This window comes from Halalkalibacterium halodurans, assembly GCF_005671335.1.
Classification (GTDB): Bacteria; Bacillota; Bacilli; order Bacillales; family Bacillaceae_D; genus Halalkalibacterium; species Halalkalibacterium halodurans.
Genome location: NZ_CP040441.1, coordinates 3,678,999 through 3,697,227 on the forward strand (window position 1 = coordinate 3,678,999; position 18,229 = coordinate 3,697,227).

At 44.7% G+C, this 18,229-nt stretch carries 21 protein-coding genes and 1 other RNA gene; 4 read left to right on the forward strand and 18 right to left on the reverse strand.

Going from position 1 to position 18,229, the window contains the following annotated elements; all coding sequences use genetic code 11:
- Window positions 1-7: 7 nt before the first annotated feature.
- The 5 genes from FED51_RS18005 to FED51_RS18025 all read right to left on the reverse strand — a co-directional run bounded on the left by FED51_RS18005 (window position 8) and on the right by FED51_RS18025 (window position 4,725).
- On the reverse strand, window positions 8-1,984 hold the full coding sequence (locus FED51_RS18005) for a DNA polymerase (RefSeq protein WP_138090885.1): 1,977 nt from the start codon (window positions 1,982-1,984) through the stop codon (window positions 8-10).
- Window positions 1,981-2,733 carry a DUF2815 family protein gene (locus FED51_RS18010; protein ID WP_138090888.1) on the reverse strand — a complete coding sequence of 251 codons (753 nt, stop codon included), beginning with the start codon at window positions 2,731-2,733 and terminating at the stop codon, window positions 1,981-1,983. The genes FED51_RS18005 and FED51_RS18010 overlap by 4 nt, the downstream gene beginning before the upstream one ends.
- 88 nt (window positions 2,734-2,821) lie before the next feature.
- Complete coding sequence (locus tag FED51_RS18015; RefSeq protein WP_138090891.1) at window positions 2,822-4,009, reverse strand: DUF2800 domain-containing protein; 1,188 nt, start codon at window positions 4,007-4,009, stop codon at window positions 2,822-2,824.
- On the reverse strand, window positions 4,006-4,434 hold the full coding sequence (locus FED51_RS18020) for a hypothetical protein (RefSeq protein ID WP_138090895.1): 429 nt from the start codon (window positions 4,432-4,434) through the stop codon (window positions 4,006-4,008). Before FED51_RS18020 ends, FED51_RS18015 begins: the two co-directional genes overlap by 4 nt.
- A gap of 27 nt (window positions 4,435-4,461) precedes the next feature.
- Entirely contained in the window at window positions 4,462-4,725 is a 264-nt protein-coding gene (locus tag FED51_RS18025) for a hypothetical protein (RefSeq protein ID WP_138090897.1), read from the reverse strand.
- A gap of 67 nt (window positions 4,726-4,792) precedes the next feature.
- Here FED51_RS18025 and FED51_RS18030 point away from each other — a divergent pair, with 67 nt between their 5' ends.
- Window positions 4,793-5,170 carry a DUF2513 domain-containing protein gene (locus FED51_RS18030; protein ID WP_138090900.1) on the forward strand — a complete coding sequence of 126 codons (378 nt, stop codon included), beginning with the start codon at window positions 4,793-4,795 and terminating at the stop codon, window positions 5,168-5,170.
- Window positions 5,171-5,235: 65 nt separating this feature from the next.
- Here FED51_RS18030 and FED51_RS18035 read toward each other — a convergent pair whose 3' ends face one another.
- From FED51_RS18035 to FED51_RS18050, 4 genes are read right to left on the reverse strand one after another with little or no spacing between them, the layout of a single operon-like run.
- Window positions 5,236-5,490: a DUF7667 family protein gene (locus FED51_RS18035; RefSeq protein ID WP_138090903.1), complete on the reverse strand. Its 255-nt coding sequence runs from the start codon at window positions 5,488-5,490 to the stop codon at window positions 5,236-5,238.
- Entirely contained in the window at window positions 5,399-5,701 is a 303-nt protein-coding gene (locus FED51_RS18040; RefSeq protein ID WP_138090906.1) for a DUF771 domain-containing protein, read from the reverse strand. The genes FED51_RS18035 and FED51_RS18040 overlap by 92 nt, the downstream gene beginning before the upstream one ends.
- 48 nt (window positions 5,702-5,749) lie before the next feature.
- Window positions 5,750-5,950 (reverse strand): helix-turn-helix transcriptional regulator, encoded by a 201-nt coding sequence (locus FED51_RS18045; RefSeq protein WP_138090910.1) that lies wholly within the window; start codon window positions 5,948-5,950, stop codon window positions 5,750-5,752.
- A 13-nt stretch (window positions 5,951-5,963) separates the two neighbouring features.
- Window positions 5,964-6,146, reverse strand: a complete 183-nt coding sequence (locus FED51_RS18050) for a helix-turn-helix domain-containing protein (protein WP_138090913.1) — start codon at window positions 6,144-6,146, stop codon at window positions 5,964-5,966.
- Window positions 6,147-6,518: 372 nt separating this feature from the next.
- Between FED51_RS18050 and FED51_RS18055 the strand changes: the two genes are divergently transcribed.
- From FED51_RS18055 to FED51_RS18065, 3 genes are all read left to right on the forward strand, one after another.
- Window positions 6,519-6,944 carry a helix-turn-helix domain-containing protein gene (locus tag FED51_RS18055; protein WP_338035666.1) on the forward strand — a complete coding sequence of 142 codons (426 nt, stop codon included), beginning with the start codon at window positions 6,519-6,521 and terminating at the stop codon, window positions 6,942-6,944.
- Between the two features lie 8 nt (window positions 6,945-6,952).
- On the forward strand, window positions 6,953-7,354 hold the full coding sequence (locus FED51_RS18060; protein ID WP_138090920.1) for an ImmA/IrrE family metallo-endopeptidase: 402 nt from the start codon (window positions 6,953-6,955) through the stop codon (window positions 7,352-7,354).
- A 93-nt stretch (window positions 7,355-7,447) separates the two neighbouring features.
- Window positions 7,448-8,533 carry a site-specific integrase gene (locus FED51_RS18065; RefSeq protein WP_138090923.1) on the forward strand — a complete coding sequence of 362 codons (1,086 nt, stop codon included), beginning with the start codon at window positions 7,448-7,450 and terminating at the stop codon, window positions 8,531-8,533.
- Window positions 8,534-8,593: 60 nt separating this feature from the next.
- Here the strand turns inward: FED51_RS18065 and ssrA are convergent.
- From ssrA to FED51_RS18110, 9 genes are all read right to left on the reverse strand, one after another.
- Window positions 8,594-8,954: a transfer-messenger RNA gene (gene ssrA / locus FED51_RS18070) on the reverse strand.
- A 69-nt stretch (window positions 8,955-9,023) separates the two neighbouring features.
- Window positions 9,024-9,488, reverse strand: a complete 465-nt coding sequence (smpB, locus tag FED51_RS18075; protein ID WP_041820891.1) for an SsrA-binding protein SmpB — start codon at window positions 9,486-9,488, stop codon at window positions 9,024-9,026.
- Window positions 9,489-9,607: 119 nt separating this feature from the next.
- The gene (rnr, locus tag FED51_RS18080) at window positions 9,608-11,923 is read right to left on the reverse strand and encodes a ribonuclease R (RefSeq protein ID WP_053430312.1); all 2,316 of its coding nucleotides are present in this window, start codon (window positions 11,921-11,923) and stop codon (window positions 9,608-9,610) included.
- Window positions 11,924-11,986: 63 nt separating this feature from the next.
- Window positions 11,987-12,733, reverse strand: a complete 747-nt coding sequence (locus FED51_RS18085; protein ID WP_053430311.1) for an alpha/beta hydrolase — start codon at window positions 12,731-12,733, stop codon at window positions 11,987-11,989.
- Window positions 12,734-12,878: 145 nt separating this feature from the next.
- A complete protein-coding gene (gene secG / locus FED51_RS18090) occupies window positions 12,879-13,109 on the reverse strand; it encodes a preprotein translocase subunit SecG (protein WP_010899684.1) in 231 nt (76 codons plus the stop codon).
- A 189-nt stretch (window positions 13,110-13,298) separates the two neighbouring features.
- Window positions 13,299-14,588, reverse strand: a complete 1,290-nt coding sequence (eno, locus tag FED51_RS18095; protein WP_053430310.1) for a phosphopyruvate hydratase — start codon at window positions 14,586-14,588, stop codon at window positions 13,299-13,301.
- 94 nt (window positions 14,589-14,682) lie between these two features.
- Complete coding sequence (gene gpmI, locus FED51_RS18100) at window positions 14,683-16,215, reverse strand: 2,3-bisphosphoglycerate-independent phosphoglycerate mutase (protein WP_053430309.1); 1,533 nt, start codon at window positions 16,213-16,215, stop codon at window positions 14,683-14,685.
- A complete protein-coding gene (gene tpiA, locus FED51_RS18105) occupies window positions 16,212-16,967 on the reverse strand; it encodes a triose-phosphate isomerase (RefSeq protein WP_053430308.1) in 756 nt (251 codons plus the stop codon). The genes gpmI and tpiA overlap by 4 nt, the downstream gene beginning before the upstream one ends.
- A gap of 21 nt (window positions 16,968-16,988) precedes the next feature.
- The gene (locus FED51_RS18110; RefSeq protein ID WP_053430307.1) at window positions 16,989-18,173 is read right to left on the reverse strand and encodes a phosphoglycerate kinase; all 1,185 of its coding nucleotides are present in this window, start codon (window positions 18,171-18,173) and stop codon (window positions 16,989-16,991) included.
- Window positions 18,174-18,229: the final 56 nt, after the last annotated feature.

Genomic DNA, 18,229 nt, shown 5'->3' on the forward strand with positions numbered 1-18,229 from the left:
ACTCACCTCAATCCTTCATATAGTAATCGGTGACAAAGCCATCAGCTGTAAGAGGTAACCCAGAGGCCCAACTGATCGGCTGACCCATAACCTCTGTTACATAACCCAGCATTTCCTCTGCCTGATCCTTTGGAGCTTCTAAGACAATTTCATCATGAACATGCATGACAATTTGCTGGTTTGCCAAACGTGCTAAATTCACCGCCAAGCAGTCCCTCGCAATGGCTTGAACAATGTTCTCCGTTAACTTTCCGCCGTACGTGTTCAGCACCGTCCATTTTTTCTTTGTTTGATCAACACCCCAGTAATGGAGCGCTGGCTTACCAAAATCATTTTCACGCAGAAAGGGTTTCGCATAGTACAACTTACGACCAGATGGAAGTGTAATGGTAAAGTAATCTTGCTGGGTTTCGTAGTGGCTTTCACGTTGCATGAGCACCCCGCGTACACCTACTGGTTCCCCTGCCTCCATAACATGCATCGCTGCCCCTTCAAGGCTGTACCACAAATCTACAATTCGCCGGTTTGCATTCCGCCAGCGCGTGACGATCTCGGGAAGCTCCTCTTCTGTTAGCCCCTGGTCTAAAGCCCCCATACTGATCAAAGCGCCTTTACTACCTTGATAGCCTAGAGCTAACTCTGCCACTTTCCCCTTTTGGCGTAAATCAGACCCTTTATCAATTTGCTCAATCGGCACACCAAACATCTGACTAGCCGATGCTTCGTAAATCTTGCCGTGAGTCTGAAAGACATCCAGTCTCCACTGTTCCCCTGCCAACCAGGCGATAACACGGGCCTCAATGGCCGAGAAATCTGACACGATCAACGTATTCCCTTCTGACGGCACGAATGCTGTTCGGATCAGCTGTGAGAGGGTATCTGGGATATTGCCATACATGAGCCTCAGCATTTCAACGTTTCGATTAGTCACTAGTTGCCTAGCGTACTTTAAAGTGTTCAAGTAGTTACGCGGTAGATTCTGTACCTGTACAAGCCTCCCTGCCCAGCGACCCGTCCGATTCGCGCCATAGAATTGCAGTAATCCCCGAACACGATGGTCTTTGCATGCCGCTTGTCGCATTGCTTCGTACTTTTTAGTGCTAGTTTTGGATAATTCCTGACGAATCTCTAGCACACGTTTTGCTTTCCCTTCGTCCAATTGATCAATCATTTTGCTGACTGTGCCTTTCTGCAAGTTCTCCACTTTTTCACCAGTCTGCTCTTCCAGCCACTTGCTCATCTGCTGGACAGATTTCGGATTTTCTAAACCTGTCAGGGCTACGGCTTCCTGGCGTAACTCTCCAGTAACCTGTTCATCAACCGCTAACGCGCCCTCGACCATATCCAGATCCACGTTTATACCACGGGCATTGATCATTTGATCTAGGACCCACAGTTCTTGTTCCTGATAAGGCAACGGAAAGGAATTTAATCGCTGAAGGATTTCCATTTCAGCCACAACGTCACCGCAGCAGTATTGTTTGAACAACTCCCATTTTTCTGGCTCATGGTGTGGCAGCGTACGGGTGCGGTGACCATTTTTCTTCGTTGGTTTGCAAGGAACACAAAACGTCCGAATGAGTGAACTGCCGACTCCCATTTTGCGCTTATCTTGAGGAAGCCCGATCGCCTCCCCGATGGCCGCAAGGCCCCCCGGGTAACCGTTATAAAGCCCATGGACCATCGTGCAACGCCATTGATTGAGCCAACCAACAGGATCAATCCCTAAGAATTTGCTTAAGCAATACCATTCAAACGCGGCATTATAGGCGTGCTTTATGACACTTTTGTCAGTAAGGGCGTCAACAACAAAAAACGGAATCTCTTCACCTTGTGCAAGGTCTATGATCTGCGGCTCACTCCCGTCCCTAGAGTACGCAAAAAGCAATATTTCAAAATCTGGGGACTCCACGTACTTGTAGAGTCCCGATTTTTTGATGTCTACACTGCTATAAGTTTCAATGTCGATAGACAGGTGTTTCATATACCCCACACGCCACCGTTTTGTGGCTTACCTGTGATTGGATCGATTTGAGGTTGTTGCCCTTGAGTTGGAGCCTGTTGACCTTGTGGTGGTTGTTGCATTCCATATCCTTGAGATTGCACTGGTTGACCAGACCATTGTTGTGGTGGCTGCTCATAGCCTTGCGGCGGTTGTTGCGGAGCATACTGCTGCTGTGGTGGCTGAGTGAAACCAGCACCACCAAATGCTTGCTCAGCTGTAACACGACCGCCTAATGGTTCACCATCCCGAGTTTTTTGAACAGGCCCTAAGCCTGCACCAATCCCTTTATTCCCGCTGTTGCTGTACGGGAAAAAGTTAAGGTTCACACGACCATACATGCCGCTGTATACATCTGTTTGGTTAATGATCGGGTTTAATTGTTCATCGACGATGGCTTGTTGTTGCTTAGAACTAGCGGTTAGCACCCAATGCCCTTTACATTCCTCACCAAACGGCTCCCCGTTTGGACGTACCCCATCCCCATCATGAATGGGAGTGCGCGGCTGGGCTGGAGCTGCACCATTCCAAACGCCTGCCTTTCCCTTCTCGACAGCTGCAGCAATAGCTGCTTGGATCCGTTGCATCGTGGCTGTGTCTGACTTCGGAATCAAAATAGTAGTGCTGTATTTTGGCTCTTGTCCTGGCTGATTCGCTCGCGGTTGAAAAAGATTCACATAACTTAGTCTCACTTCACCAGTCGTTACGTTAGTTGATTGTTGATTAGTCATACTATCACTTCTCCCTTTTTTATGTGTTGCCCCCATCTTCCGGAGCTATATTGATCTACATGGTAATCTGCTATGCCACCCATTGCCTTCACTCTTCTCTTTTCCCAAACACTTGTTCCGGATTGATTTCTGGTTGATACGCAGGCCGTTTATCATCGTCTGGTGCAAGTGTCGGTGCACCTGGAGTTTTGATGACATATCCGGGTTCCTCTAATAATTCACGATATTTCTTTTTCTTCAGTTGCTTTTCCAACTGTGCGGGGGTTAACGGCACACGCTCGTATAGGACAGCTTCATCAATGCCGTTTTTCTGCAAGTACTCAAAGGTTTTATCCAAATCGACATATTGCCGGCTTCCTCGTCCCTCCACGGCTTTCCAACCTGGTACTTCTCCGCCCTTCAAGACCTCAGCCAGAACCAACTTTTTTAAACTGTTGTACCAGCTGACAATCCCTTCCGCTTTTTTCAGCACTTCCCCAGCTTCTTCCCAACTGATCAGAGGCGGCTTCAAAGGTGCTTTTTCTCCAGCCGAAAGAAGCTGTTCTACTCGAGCACGGCAAGTTTCTTTTGCCCGGCAGAAACCACAATGCTCACCAGATACATATTCACCTTTTCCTTCAAAGGCTTGCTTTGCAATGGGTTTGATCGATTCGCCCCAAGCAAGTAAATCACGCGTGGATAGGGTCCATTCAGATGGTTGCTCCCACACTCTTGGCTGTACGATCGCCATATGCACAGTCTCGATCGGGTACAATAAGCCGTAGGCGCTCAGCGCGCCAAGCGCGTATAGTTTCATTTGTGGATTGTTTTCAGCTTCAACCGGCTTACCTTTTCCGTTTTTATAATCGATCACGTGCATAGTCGATCCGCCGATAACAATGCAATCAGCCGTACCGAAACCCTCAGGCGCATAGTGGCTGTAATCCACTTTACGCTCAATCACAATATGGGGCGGTGAACTATACTCATGTACAACGGACTGAACATACTCCAGATAGGCATCTGTATTTGCGTCCATGTCATCTTCCCAGTACTCACTCTTTTTGAACTTACGTTTCTGAGCAGCAAACTTCTGTGGCCCCATCGGCTCAACAAAATACTTTCGTAATTTCAATTCTGCTAGCTCATGGGCCAAAGTTCCGGTTTTTGCCGCGTCGCTGGTAGTGTCGGGAAGAGTCTCTTCAAGGCGCGCACTCGGTGGGCAAATGAGCCACCGGTGCGCACCTGAAGCTGACAATAGCGCGTGCTCTCTTTCTGCGTGTGTAGCTTGCGTCATATTTTGGCCCCCAGGCTACGTAAGTACGTTGCGAACTCTCCATAGTACGCTTTATCGAGATGCGAGAGTGCCTGAGCCCCACGTTGATTGAGCCAAGCGGTCAGTTCCGGCCCTTTACCGGAATCGACGAGTGGGCCAGCAGCAACCCCCAGTTGCTCCATGGTATAAGTGGTTTCTGTTGTCGGCACAGCTCCTGTTTGCGGTGTTGATTGCTGTTGCGGCAGTTGTTGAGGAGTAGAAGATGCCTGTACTGTCGGTACTGGTTGCGACGGTTGAGTCGTAACAGCCTGCGGTTGAGTATTTTGTGCTGATTGCTGTGTTGGTGCTTGTTCCTCTGTAGATGTGATCTCCTGAACGGCTTTTGTCAGCCCTCCAAGCAGCTTTGCTAATTCAGGTGTGACTCCGATGGTTACGTTTATATTCATGATTTTTACTTCCTCCTTTTAGTTGTGCTATACTGTGAGTGATAAATTGTTTTCTTGATTTGCCGATTGTGTTGCCGCACGATCGGCTTTTTCTTTTTGATCTAACGCTGCTTTCATGCAGATCCGTTTGATTCGGATTTCATTCCTCACTCTCAAAACGGCTCTAGCCTCATCAAGAAAGCCATTTTGCTTGTGGAGCCCTGCAATCTGAAGAGTAAAAGCTTCATAGTTTACGAGATGCAGATAGGCGCTCATAGATGGGTAGTCATACATACCTGGTACTGCTGACAATTTCCTCACCTCCTTTAATTAATTCACTAATCTGTGGTAACATTTTCATAGAAAGGAGTGACTAATAATGAAACTTAACTATGATTGTGTTAGAGACGTTTTGTTGACATGTGAAGACCTTGGTTTCGATGAGAAACCATCAGCGAAATTCTTCATAGAACATGAAAAACTACAATGCTACACTGTTGAAGATATACTCTACTCTTTTAAACAATTAGATTCAGCTGGGTACATAGAAATTAGAGAATTCAAAGCACTTCGTGTACCTTTCGACTTTATATTTAAAGAAATCACGTGGTCTGGTCACGAATTTCTAAAAAATATTAAAGATGATTCTGTTTGGTCTAAAGCAAAAGAAAAAGTTTCTAGTAGTGTTGGCACAGCATCTATTTCAATTCTTAGTGCTACAGCAACAGCAGTTATTAAGAACAAACTTGGACTTTAACAGCTTAATTTCAATGCCGTTTATCAGGGCATAAGCCGTGAGTTTATGCTCCTGTAGGCCTTCTTTCACCTCCAACTCTTAGCGATCTCATCTATTTGGTTGCATATCTCATGCTGCCACTTGTGATCCCGTGTCTCGTATGCGATAAACGATAAGCTTTTCAGCTCATCCAACCGCACAATCAGCATGGCGCTAGCTTGCAAACAATGGTCGATTTCTGATAGCTCCTCAGTACTTAAATTTCGATAACCGCCTAGGTGATGGGCTTTTAACGTGAGTTCGGCTAAGCGACGGTGAACCGGATGCACTTGGATTGTCATGGCTATGCCTCCTTTTTTGGTATAATCCCCCTTGAGAGGAGGTGATGAAATTGACTTTCCGACTAACTCTTTTCTCCAAATCCTTCATGTTCCAATACACACCAAACAATTGATGCAGTTTTAACTCCTCTAACTCAACCTTAGTTATCACCACCAAATCAAAAGGAATTTGAATTAACAGATTTACATTTATTTTTTTTGGGTTGTCCATAAAACCACCTTTTTTTAGGATTAGTGTGCTGCTAAGGACTTCCTTGTATTACTCCTTAGCTTCCTCCCAAAATAAATCATCTAGGGTGCAACCAAAGATTTTACATAGCAACTTAGCTTCACCCATAGTAAACTCTGTTTTACCGGACTCCTTGTGCTGATATGTCACAGGGTGAATTCCGATCTTCTGAGCGACATCTTTTTGCTTAAGTCTCTTCTCTCTCCTTGCAACATAAAGTTTGTGATTCATTCTGTAGCCTCACTTAAATGTTCAGGATTTTACAAATGTGTTTGATATGTTCTTGGGCTTTCGGACCATTTTTACGACCGTGTATGATGTCAGAGAGATATACACTTGAAATGCCAATCATACTAGCTAATTCTTTCTGGCTCATTTTGCGCTTGAATAATTCGGATCTAACTTTCAACGCTAATTCCTCTTGCACTTGACTTTCCTCCTTTCAAGCATCAATTAAGTTCTAGAAAGAATAGACGAAATAGTTAAGTGAACTTACCTAAATAATTCCACCACCTTTGTTAATTTTTAAGCTATAAAATTAGCTAAAACTGTTGACATAAAGTATCCAATAGTATACTATTTAGCCATAGCTAAATAAGACTTAAGAAAGCCTGTAATTAACACGTTTTAACCGTTCCCCAACGCCAAAACTGTGTTTTGCTAGGTCATGTTTTTCATTGTCTTTTTAGCTAAGTAAATAGCTTATGTGATCATAATAATACAATTGGATACCTTAGTCAACAATAAATTATCCAATTGTATAATTTATTTTCTGTAAGTAGCCAGAAAGGTTGATATTATGCTATTTGACAGAGTTAAAGAATTATCCGAACAACGAGGAGAAAGCCTAAAAACGGTGGCTCAAAAACTTGGATTCAGCGAAAATGCATTTTATAAGTGGAAAAAACAAAGTCCGAAATCAGAAGCTTTACAAAAAGTCGCTGATTATTTCGATGTCTCAACTGACTACCTGCTTGGTCGTACTGACAAAAAAAGATATTATGACCTAACTGAAAAAGACGAACGAGATATTGAAAAGGAACTCAACAAGATCATCGAGGGAATCAATAGTGGATCCTATGCTGCATTTGATGGTCAAGATATTGCTGACTTGGACGATGAAGATAAGGAGTTGCTGATCGCATCATTGGAGAATTCACTCCGATTTGCTAAGCGGATGGCAAAGAAAAAATTTACTCCACATAAATATAGAGACAAGGAGTGAAGGCTTTTGTGCGACATGTAAAAGGTAAGGTCAATGAATTAATTAAAAAATACGAGACAAGTAATCCATTTAAAATCGCAACTTGCAGAGATATTCACATTAATTACGAATCGTTAGGTAACATTATGGGCTACTACACGCAACAATTTCGCATCCAAATGATCTACATCAATGAAGATACGACAGAAAAAGAGCGCCTTTTTATATGTGCTCATGAGCTTGGACACGCCATCTTACACCCTGAAGCAAACACACCCTTCTTAAAGAGGCATACGCTTTATTCTACGGATCGAATTGAGCAAGAAGCGAACTACTTTGCAGCTGAACTTCTGTTTTACGATAAAACTTTAACATCGTCAGAAGTGATACATGAATACGGTGTGCCGTATGAAGTTATAAAAAATTTTTAACTCCGAACGCGAACGTACATTCTACTAAGGAGGTGAACGAAGATCACAATTTTACTAACCTTTTAAATTTACACCAAAAAGGAGGCTAATCATTTGGCGATTTATAAAGATGAGGAAAGAGGGACATATTATTTTATCACTCGAGTGCCTAAGAGCGGTGGAGGGACACGCCAAGTTAAACGAAGGGGATTTAAATCAAAAGCAGAAGCAAAAAAAGCAGAAGCTATAATTATCGCGAGTGCTGACGAATATGAAGAAGAAGATCCCACATTTGATTTTATGGCCAAAGAGTATCTTGCTTGGTATAAAAAGAGAAGAAAAGCATCATCCTACCTAAAAACAAGTAGTATAATTGAAACCCACTTGATCCCTAAATTCGGGACTAAGAAGCTGAACAGTATCCGATCCCGTGACATAATGAGGTTTCAAAATGATCTACTTGATCAGTTTGCTGTCTCTCATGTTAAAAAGATACATCAAGTGTTATCGGCTATTTTTAACTTTGCAATTAAGCAGGAATACACTAAAGACAACCCTGCAAGATTAGCAGGCAACGTGGACATCGAGGAAGAAAAACACATAAATTATTGGACGTTGGATGAGTTCAAATCTTTTATCAAAAATGTGGACAAACCGTTATATTATGCTCTGTTTATGACTCTATATTATAGCGGAATGCGAAAAGGTGAGCTTTTAGCACTTACATGGGGCGACATTGATTTTGATAATAATACGATCAACATAGATAAAACGGTTTATAATCGAATCGTCACCAAACCCAAAACAACATCTTCCATTCGAAAAATCATGATGCCAAAACACGTAATGAGATTGCTCTCTCAACTGAAATCAGAAAACAATCCTAAAATGACTTATGTTGTGTTCGGTGAGTTTAATGATCATATTCCGACCACAACGCTAGACCGAAAGTATGAGGAGTATGTAAAAGCATCAGGTGTCAAAAAAATACGATTGCATGATTTCCGTCACTCACACGCAAGTTACTTGATCAACAAAAACACAATTCCTTCTGTTGTAGCAAAAAGACTTGGACATAAAGATGTAGGTACAACATTAAACACTTACAGCCATCTGTATCCGAGCACAGAAAAAGAAGCCGTCACTAAAATGGAGGACGACTTCAAGTATGCTGACATTATTCAATTTAAACAGGCTTAATGTTACCACGTATGTTACCACGGTTTAAAAAACCCCGTGAAATCAATGTTTCTCCGTAATAGATGGAGACGGTGGGAATCGAACCCACGTCCAGAAATAACGAGTACTTAAGCTTCTACGAGCGTAGTCACTGTATTCGCATTTCGCCGTTACTTCAGCCCAGCGACAGGCTTCCGTAAGGCTAGTCTGATAAATCTCTTCCTTCACCCACAGACGGAGGGTGAGAGGCGTAGCCCACTAAAAGTGAGTCCCGACACCTACCACATGGGCGATGGAGGGCGGAACCGCATTTGCTAGCTTAGGCAGCTAATGCGAAGTTGTTGTTTTCTTTGCCAGTTATTGGCGATGGCGTTTTAACGAGTTCGCCACCTCGGCTCGCCACTTAAGCTCGACCTATTCCTGTCGAATCCAGAACGTCCCCAAGTTAAAAAAAGAGCATTTTGCTCTGGACTTCTTATTATAACATGCGTACAAACAATTTCAAGAGGGACTAGCGATTTTTTTCTTTTAACGCGCGCTCGACTTCACGTTTTGCATCCCGGCGTCTTAGCGTTTCGCGCTTGTCGAAGGTTTTCTTTCCTTTGCCGAGGCCGATTAAACATTTGGCAAACCCATTTTTAATATAGATTTTTAATGGCACAATCGTGTATCCTTTTTGCTGCGTCTGACCAATCAACGTATCAATCTGCTTTTTGTGCAACAGTAGCTTCCGCGCTCTTGTCGGTTCATGGTTATAACGGTTGCCCTGTTCGTATTCACTAATGTGGCAGTTGTGTAAGTACACTTCTCCGTTCGACACTCGTGCAAACGAGTCTTTTAAGTTCGCACGACCCGCACGAATGGACTTAATTTCCGTTCCTTGTAGCACCATGCCAGCTTCAAACGTTTCCTCAATGAAATAATCGTGGCGCGCCTTTTTATTTTGCGCGATTACTTTTCCTTCCGTTTCACCCATGACATTCACACCTTTTTGCCTTTCCATCTCATTACTTTATCATAGCAAGCGTGGGGGATGAAATCAACCAACAAGAGGTCAACAATGGCAGAACCGTCCGCCTGTCAACCTCTTGTTCTTTAGCGTTTGCGCTTTTTTCCTTTTTTCCGCTTGGCGCTTGGAGCATTTTCATAAAATGCTTTTTTCTTCTTTTTCTTTTTCGGCTTGCTGCCATCGAGAGCTAAGGCTCCTCGGTTCTCTTTTTTCTTACGCTTTCCGCCTTCGATGACTTTTGGACGACTTTTGTCAGGACGCTGTTTGCGCGGCTTCATGCCGACGATTTCAAAATCAATCGAGGCTTCCTCAACGTTGACATTAATGACACGGACCTCGATTTCATCCCCGATCCGAAACACATTGCCGGAACGTTCACCGATCATCGCATAATGCTTTTCATCGTAACGGTAATAATCATCGGTCAAATAGCTTACGTGAACGAGCCCTTCAATCGTATTTTCCAGCTCCACGAAAATTCCGAAATTCGTCACTCCGCTAATAATACCCGTAAAGGTTTCACCGATTTTATCTTCCATGAATTGCGCCTTTTTCACATCGTCTGTTTCTCGCTCAGCATCGACGGCTCGTCGTTCCATTTCTGAACAATGACGGGCAATCTCAGGAAGCCTTTCACGCCATTTCTCTTGCGTTTCTTCGTCCACATTCCCTTTGATTAAATATTCTCGGATGAGGCGATGGACGATCAAGTCAGGGTAACGGCGAATAGGCGACGTAAAGTGAGTATAAAACTCGGTTGAAAGTCCAAAATGGCCAAGGCTTGTCGGATCGTATTTTGCTTGCTGCATTGAGCGGAGCATGACTGTGCTAATGACTTGCTCCTCTGGTTCGCCGCGAACTTCTTCTAACAGCTTTTGCAGTGCCCGAGGGTGAACCGTATTTGCCGTTCCTCTGACAACATATCCGAAATTCGTAATGAACTCAAGGAAGCGCCCTAGCTTTTCGCTATCTGGATCTTCATGAATTCGATACATAAACGGCAGCTTGAGCCAATGGAAATGTTCAGCAACCGTCTCGTTTGCTGCAAGCATGAACTCTTCAATGAGCTTTTCCGCTACGCCGCGCTCTCTAATGACGACATCTGATGGTTTTCCTTCTTCATCCACTAGCACTTTTGCTTCTTTAAAGTCAAAATCGATCGCCCCACGGCCGAACCGCTTTTTACGTAAGATCGCGGCAAGCTCCTCCATGTCCTCAAACATAGGGACGAGCGGCTCGTAGCGGTTGCGAAGCTCCTCCTCTTTTTCAACGAGAATCTTGTTTACATCATGGTACGTCATTCGTTCATTTGTGCGAATCACGCTTTGAAATATTTCGTGATTGACGACTTGCCCATCACGGGTGATTTCCATCTCGCATGACAAGGTGAGACGATCGACCTGGGGATTTAAACTACAAATCCCGTTAGACAATCGGTGCGGAATCATCGGAATGACACGGTCCACAAGATAGACACTCGTCCCTCGCTCAGCCGCTTCTAGATCGATCGGTGACTTTTCTTTCACATAATAGCTCACATCGGCAATGTGAACACCTAGCTTAAAATTGCCGTTTTCTAACCGGCTCACATGAACAGCATCATCCAAATCTTTCGCATCAGCACCATCGATCGTCACAAGCGGCTCGTCACGTAAATCGCGGCGGTTTTTAATCTCATTCTCGTCAATTTCGTCAGGGATGTTTTGCGCTTGTTGTAGCACCTCTTCCGGGAATGCTTGCGGGATGCCATATTTATAAATGATCGATAAAATATCCATGCCAGGGTCATTTTTATGACCGAGAATGCTGATAACTTCCCCTTCGGCACTCATGCGCCCCTCTGGATATTTCGTAATCTTCACAATGACTTTGTGACCGTCCACAAGGCCTTGCGCTTCAGGGTTTACAATTAAAATGTCGTTCGGAATCCGTTTGTCGTCGGCTACGACAAGGCCGTACGTTTGGTGGTCAACATACGTACCGATCACTTCGCTTACGCCCCGCTCTAAAATGCGGATCACCTTTCCCTCAGGGCGGGTTCCTGTTGAATGAGGATGAAGGCGCACGATCACTCGGTCCCCATTCATGGCACTTTCTAAATCCACATGCGAGACGTAAACATCGGAGTGTCCTTCTTCTTCTGGGATGACGAACGCAAATCCTTTAGCATGCCCTTGGACGACTCCTCTAAGTAAATTCATCTTTTCAGGGACACCGTAGCGATTGCTCCTCGTTCGAACGAGGAGACCTTTTTCCTCCATTTCATTTAAAACCTGTACTAACTCTTTAAACTCTTGAGCGTCTTCTAAGTTTAACGCTTCTTCTAGCTCGTTGACAGATAGCGGCTTCTCAGCTTGTTCACGAAAGAACGTCAACAGTTGCTGCGCTTTTTGTTCATTCATAGCAAATCTCCTTTCTTTCTATAACAGCTTGATGTGAAGCTTCTTCTATCCGTCTATAGCCCTTTACTCGGACCAATTCAGCCCTTCTAAAAAGCGATACACATCTTCATGTAGCTGTTCTTTTTCTTTATCTAACGTAATTACATGCGTTGAGTCCTCATACCATTTGAGAGACTTCTCGTCCGATTCCACAGTATCGTGGATCACATTGGCGCTTTCAACATCGATCATTTCATCATGACGTGCTTGGACGACGAACACAGGGGCATAGATGTGATCGAGGTGATCTCTTACATCCTCAATGAGCTGCTTCAAGCCAAATAATGTCGTCTGGGGTGCTGACTTGAATCGCTGCATTTCCTCCTCAATTTGCTCATCGCTCTTTTTTTCCCGTCGTTTGTATTCCTCTGCATACTCAAGCACACCTTTATAGATAGCATCATCGGTTTTAGGTCGCATGGGAGCACACATTGGGACAATCCCCTTCACTGGTAGAGTGTATCCAATTTTCAATGAAAACACTCCACCAAGTGAAAGACCGCATACAGCAATTTCTTCATATCCTTGTTCCTTTAAGTGTTGGTAGCCTGCTTCAACATCTTTCCACCAATCATTAGGTCCGGTTTGAATGAGCTCTTCTGGTGGCACTCCATGTCCTTTATATAAAGGAGCATGACACGTGTAGCCTTTTTCTTGCAAATAGCGACCAAGCATGCGGACATCGGCGGTTGTGCCTGTAAATCCGTGCAATAAAAGGACGGCACGCGTTCCTCCTTCAAATGTAAATGGCTTTGGTGCGACGAGCTTCATCTCCATCTTCCTTTCTCTATTCTCAGATGTCATTGTTTATTAGGTTTCCACAAAAGACCGTCGGTAAAACGTGGTCCATGTACCCTATTTTACCTGTACAAAATCCATGAAGAAAGCAGTAGGCTTAGCAACCTACTGCTTTAAATTACATAAAGTATGCAACTGCAATGGTTAGCACGAAAAACAACACCGCTAGCACGACCGTAGCACGAGCAAGAAATGCATCAATCCCGCGTGCCTTCTGTTTCCCTACTAATTGCTCTGCTCCCCCGGAAATGGCGCCAGATAATCCGGCACTTCTTCCTGACTGCAACAACACTACAGCAATTAGTGAGATCGAGACAATAATCAATAAAACAAACGCGACCGTTTGCACCTTTTACACACCTCCACAAGCACATATGCGCTTCTATAAATGTACCACAAAGGGTTAGAATTGACAAACAGCTTCTTTACATGAGTCAAAACTGACGGTAAGCCAGCGGTGAGACACCTTGACCAAAAGGGCGAGAGTCAAACGAAAAACCACCCGCTTTGTGGCAGATGGTTCTCGCTTTAAACGTTATTACTTTTTCAGGTTGTAGAACGATTGAAGACCGTTAAATTGTGCTAAATTGCCAAGCTCATCTTCAATGCGTAGAAGTTGATTGTACTTCGCCACACGGTCTGTACGGGACGGAGCACCTGTTTTGATTTGGCCTGCGTTTGTCGCAACAGCAATGTCAGCGATCGTGCTATCTTCTGTTTCACCAGAGCGGTGAGAGATAACAGCTGTGTAGCCCGCGCGTTTTGCCATTTCAATCGCATCGAACGTTTCCGTTAATGTACCGATTTGGTTCACTTTGATTAGGATCGAGTTGCCGACCCCTTGCTCGATTCCTTGGGCAAGCTTTTTCGTGTTTGTTACGAACAAGTCGTCACCGACAAGCTGGACTTTGTCGCCAAGACGGTCTGTAAGCATTTTATGTCCTTCCCAATCGTTCTCATCAAGGCCGTCTTCGATGGAGATGATTGGATATTTAGCAACAAGCTCTTCATAGAAGGCAACCATTTCTTCAGAAGAAAGAACTTTTCCTTCGCCAGAAAGGTGGTACTTTCCATCTTCTTTGTTGTAAAGCTCAGAAGAGGCAACGTCCATTGCAAGCTTCACTTGCTCTCCTGGAGTGTAACCAGCTTGCTCGATCGCTTCGATGATCGTTTGCAACGCTTCTTCATTCGAAGAAAGGTTTGGCGCGAAACCACCTTCGTCACCAACAGCTGTGTTGTAGCCTTTTGACTTAAGAACTTTTTTCAAGCTGTGGAAAATTTCCGTCCCTGTACGAAGCGCTTCTTTAAAGCTTTCCGCACCGACTGGCATGATCATAAATTCTTGAATATCGACGTTGTTATCTGCGTGCTCTCCACCATTGATGATGTTCATCATTGGCACAGGAAGCTGTTTTGCGTTAAATCCGCCGAGGTATACATAAAGCGGAAGGTCGAGAGCATTCGCTGCCGCACGAGCAACCGCCATGGATACTCCAAGAATGGCATTCGCGCCAAGTTTTCCTTTATTTTCTGTTCCATCAAGCTCAATCATATGTTGATCGATCCCGATTTGATCAAGAGCGTCGAAGCCAATAAGTTCAGGTGCAATGACCTCGTTCACGTTCTCAACGGCTTTTAAGACACCTTTTCCTAAAAAGCGCTCTCCACCATCGCGAAGCTCAACAGCTTCGTACTCACCAGTCGAAGCACCACTTGGGACAAGGGCACGTCCCATTGCACCAGATTCTAAGTAAACCTCCACTTCAACCGTCGGGTTTCCACGGGAATCTAATACTTCACGAGCGTATACATCAGTAATGATTGTCATCTCAAATCCATCTCCTTTTTGCTATTCTTCTTTATTAATCATACAAGGTTACGGGATGGAAACCCTGCCCCTTGATCGAACCTTAAACAAACGTTTACTTAATTAATGTTTTTCCTGTCATTTCGGCTGGTTGTTTTCCGCCAAGGAGGTGGAGAACCGTGGGAGAAAGATCGGCTAAAATCCCATCTTCACGCAAGTTCAATCCTTCCTCTGTTACGATGACCGGCACTTTGTTGGTCGTGTGCGCCGTCATGGGCTTCCCTTCCAATGTGACGACCTCGTCTGCGTTTCCGTGATCAGCGGTAATGACAGCTGCACCACCTTTAGCTAGAATCGCGTCCACGACCTTCCCTAAGCACTCATCGACTGCTTCTACCGCTTTAATTGTCGGCTCAAGCATACCAGAATGTCCAACCATATCAGGATTCGCAAAGTTTAAAATGATTACATCGTGCTTGTCCGCCTCAATTTCGTTTAACAAAGCGTCCGTCACTTCATAGGCACTCATTTCCGGTTTTAAGTCATAGGTTGCCACTTTCGGAGAATCGATTAAAATTCGCTCTTCTCCTGGGAACGGCTCCTCTCGTCCACCGCTAAAGAAGAAGGTGACGTGCGGATATTTTTCCGTTTCCGCAATCCGCAGTTGTTTGTAATTTTGCTGGGCCAACACTTCACCAAGCGTATTATCCAAGTTGGTCGGCTTAAATGCCACGTCTCCTTGAACCGTCTCGCTGAAATGAGTCAGACATACATAGTATACATTTTGCGGAAGTTTTTCACCACGATCAAATCCACGGAAATCTTTATTCGTAAACACTTGTGACATTTGGATGGCCCGGTCTGGACGAAAGTTGAAGAAAATAATTGCATCATCATCTTCAATCGTCGCTACTGGAGAGCCATCTTCGTTCGTAATGACAGAAGGGATAACAAACTCATCGTGAATCGAGTTTTCATAGCTGTCCTTAATGACGTCAAGAGCTGATGAATAAGCTGGTCCTTCGCCATATACCATCGCCCGATACGATTTTTCCACACGATCCCAGCGCTTGTCGCGATCCATCGCATAATAACGGCCATGTAGAGTGGCAAGCTCACCGACACCGAGCTCCTTCATTTTCGCTTCTAGGTCAACGAGATACGTTTCTGCTGAGGTTGGACCAACATCACGACCATCTAAGAAACCATGGATGTACACCCGTTCCACCTGCTCTCTTTTCGCAAGTTCAAGCAGTGCATATAAATGGTTAATGTGACTATGAATGCCTCCATCTGACACAAGGCCATAAATGTGAAGACTAGACCCTTTTTCCTTCACGTGGTTCATCGCATTTAAAAACGTTTCATTTTCGAAAAATTCGCCTTCGCGGATGGAAAGGTTGACACGAGTTAAGCTTTGGTAAACAATCCGGCCGGCACCGATGTTTAAGTGACCGACTTCGGAGTTCCCCATTTGCCCTTCCGGTAAGCCGACCGCTTCACCATCGGCCTTTAATAATGCGTGTGGATACTGATTCCAATAGCGATCAAAGTTCGGCTTATTCGCTTGAGCCACCGCGTTTCCTTTCGCCTCGTCGCGCATCGCAAAGCCATCTAAAATGATCAATGCAACGGGTTTCTTGCTCATTTTACAGCCTCCAACAGTTGAAGGAATGATTGCGGGTCTAAGCTAGCACCACCTACAAGGGCGCCATCAATATCTGATTGGGCCATGTATTCAGCAATGTTTGCTGGTTTTACACTTCCTCCGTATTGAATGCGAACTGCGTCAGCGGCTTCTTGGGAGAACTTCTCTGTCACAACTTTACGAATGTACGAGCAAACATCATTTGCATCCTCAGCGGAAGACGACTTTCCTGTTCCGATCGCCCAAACAGGCTCATATGCGATCACAGTTGCTTTTACTTGCTCGTCTGTTAAGCCTTCCAAGCCTTTTTCCACTTGGGTTTTTACGACATCATATGTTTGATTCGCCTCGCGCTCTTCTAGCGTCTCACCAACACATACGATCGGCGTTAAGCCATGGGCAAACGCAGCATGCGTCTTTTTATTTACGAGCTCATCCGTTTCAGCAAACATGTCACGACGCTCGGAATGTCCAAGAATCACATAGTCTACTTTCATGTCAGATAGGGCGACAGGGCTAATTTCGCCAGTAAACGCTCCACTTTCTTCAAAATGCATGTTTTGCGCACCGATGCGAAGCTCTGTTCCTTCTGCTTTTTGTACAAGTCCTTCGAGGAATAAAGCTGGTGAACAAACGACGGAATCGACTTTATCGCTTGAAGGGATCGCCCCTTTTACTTCTTCCACGAATGCTTTTGCCTCACCTACGGTTTTATTCATCTTCCAGTTTCCTGCAATGATCGGTTTTCTCATTGTGGCTCACCTCTCGTCCCTTTATTTATCGTTTAACGCTACAACGCCAGGTAAAGCTTTCCCTTCCATAAACTCAAGAGATGCTCCACCACCTGTTGAGATATGGCTCATCTGGTTAGCTAAACCGAACTTTTCTACAGCGGCCGCCGAATCTCCACCGCCGATGACAGAATACGTATCGTTTGCATCAGCAAGCGCTTCAGCAACAGCTTTCGTGCCACCAGCAAAAGCATCCAGCTCAAATACACCCATTGGCCCGTTCCAAATGACGAGCTTTGAGGATTGAATGACATTGCGGTAGGTCTCGCGCGTTTTTGGACCGATATCGAGCGCTTCCCAATCGGCTGGGATTCGATCAATGTCCACCGCTTTCGTATTCGCATCATTCGAGAAATCATCGGCTACAATCGCATCTTGTGGTACGTAGAAGTTGACTCCTTTTTCTTTCGCCTTTTCCATGAAGGAAAGAGCCAAATCCATTTTGTCTGCTTCTAAAAGAGATTTGCCGATCTCATGTCCTTGCGCTTTGATGAATGTGTACGCAAGTCCGCCGCCAATAATTAAGTTATCAACTTTATCTAAAAGGTTTTCAATGACACCAATTTTATCTTTCACTTTTGCTCCACCAATGATCGCTGTAAATGGGCGCTCAGGGTTGGAAAGAGCCTTGCCAAGCACCTCAAGCTCCTTTTCCATGAGCAAGCCTGCAACAGCCGTAACATGGTGTGCAATACCTTCCGTTGACGCGTGGGCACGGTGTGCTGCACCGAAGGCGTCGTTCACATAGACATCCGCTAAAGACGCAAAAGCTTTTGCTAGCTCTGGATCATTTTTTTCTTCCCCAGGGTAAAAACGAACATTTTCAAGCAAAAGCACATCGCCATCTTTCAGTTCGTTCGCCGCTTGCTCTGCCTCTGGTCCGTGGGCGACATTGACTTTCGCTACAGGCTTTCCAAGAAGCTCTTGCAGTCTAGCAGCAACTGGATCGAGTCTAAGTTCCTCTACAACTTCTCCTTTCGGACGACCGAGATGGCTTGCGAGAATGATGCGTGCGCCTTTTTCTGCTAACAATTGAATCGTTGGTAACGCGGCACGAATTCTCGTATCATCTGTCACGACCCCATCTTTCATCGGCACGTTAAAATCAACGCGACAAAACACTTTTTTCCCTTGTAATTCCACATCACGAACAGATTGTTTGTTCATTGTGAGCCTCCTTTATACGCACCGTAATATCCGATATGTAGACAATCGAAAGAGGA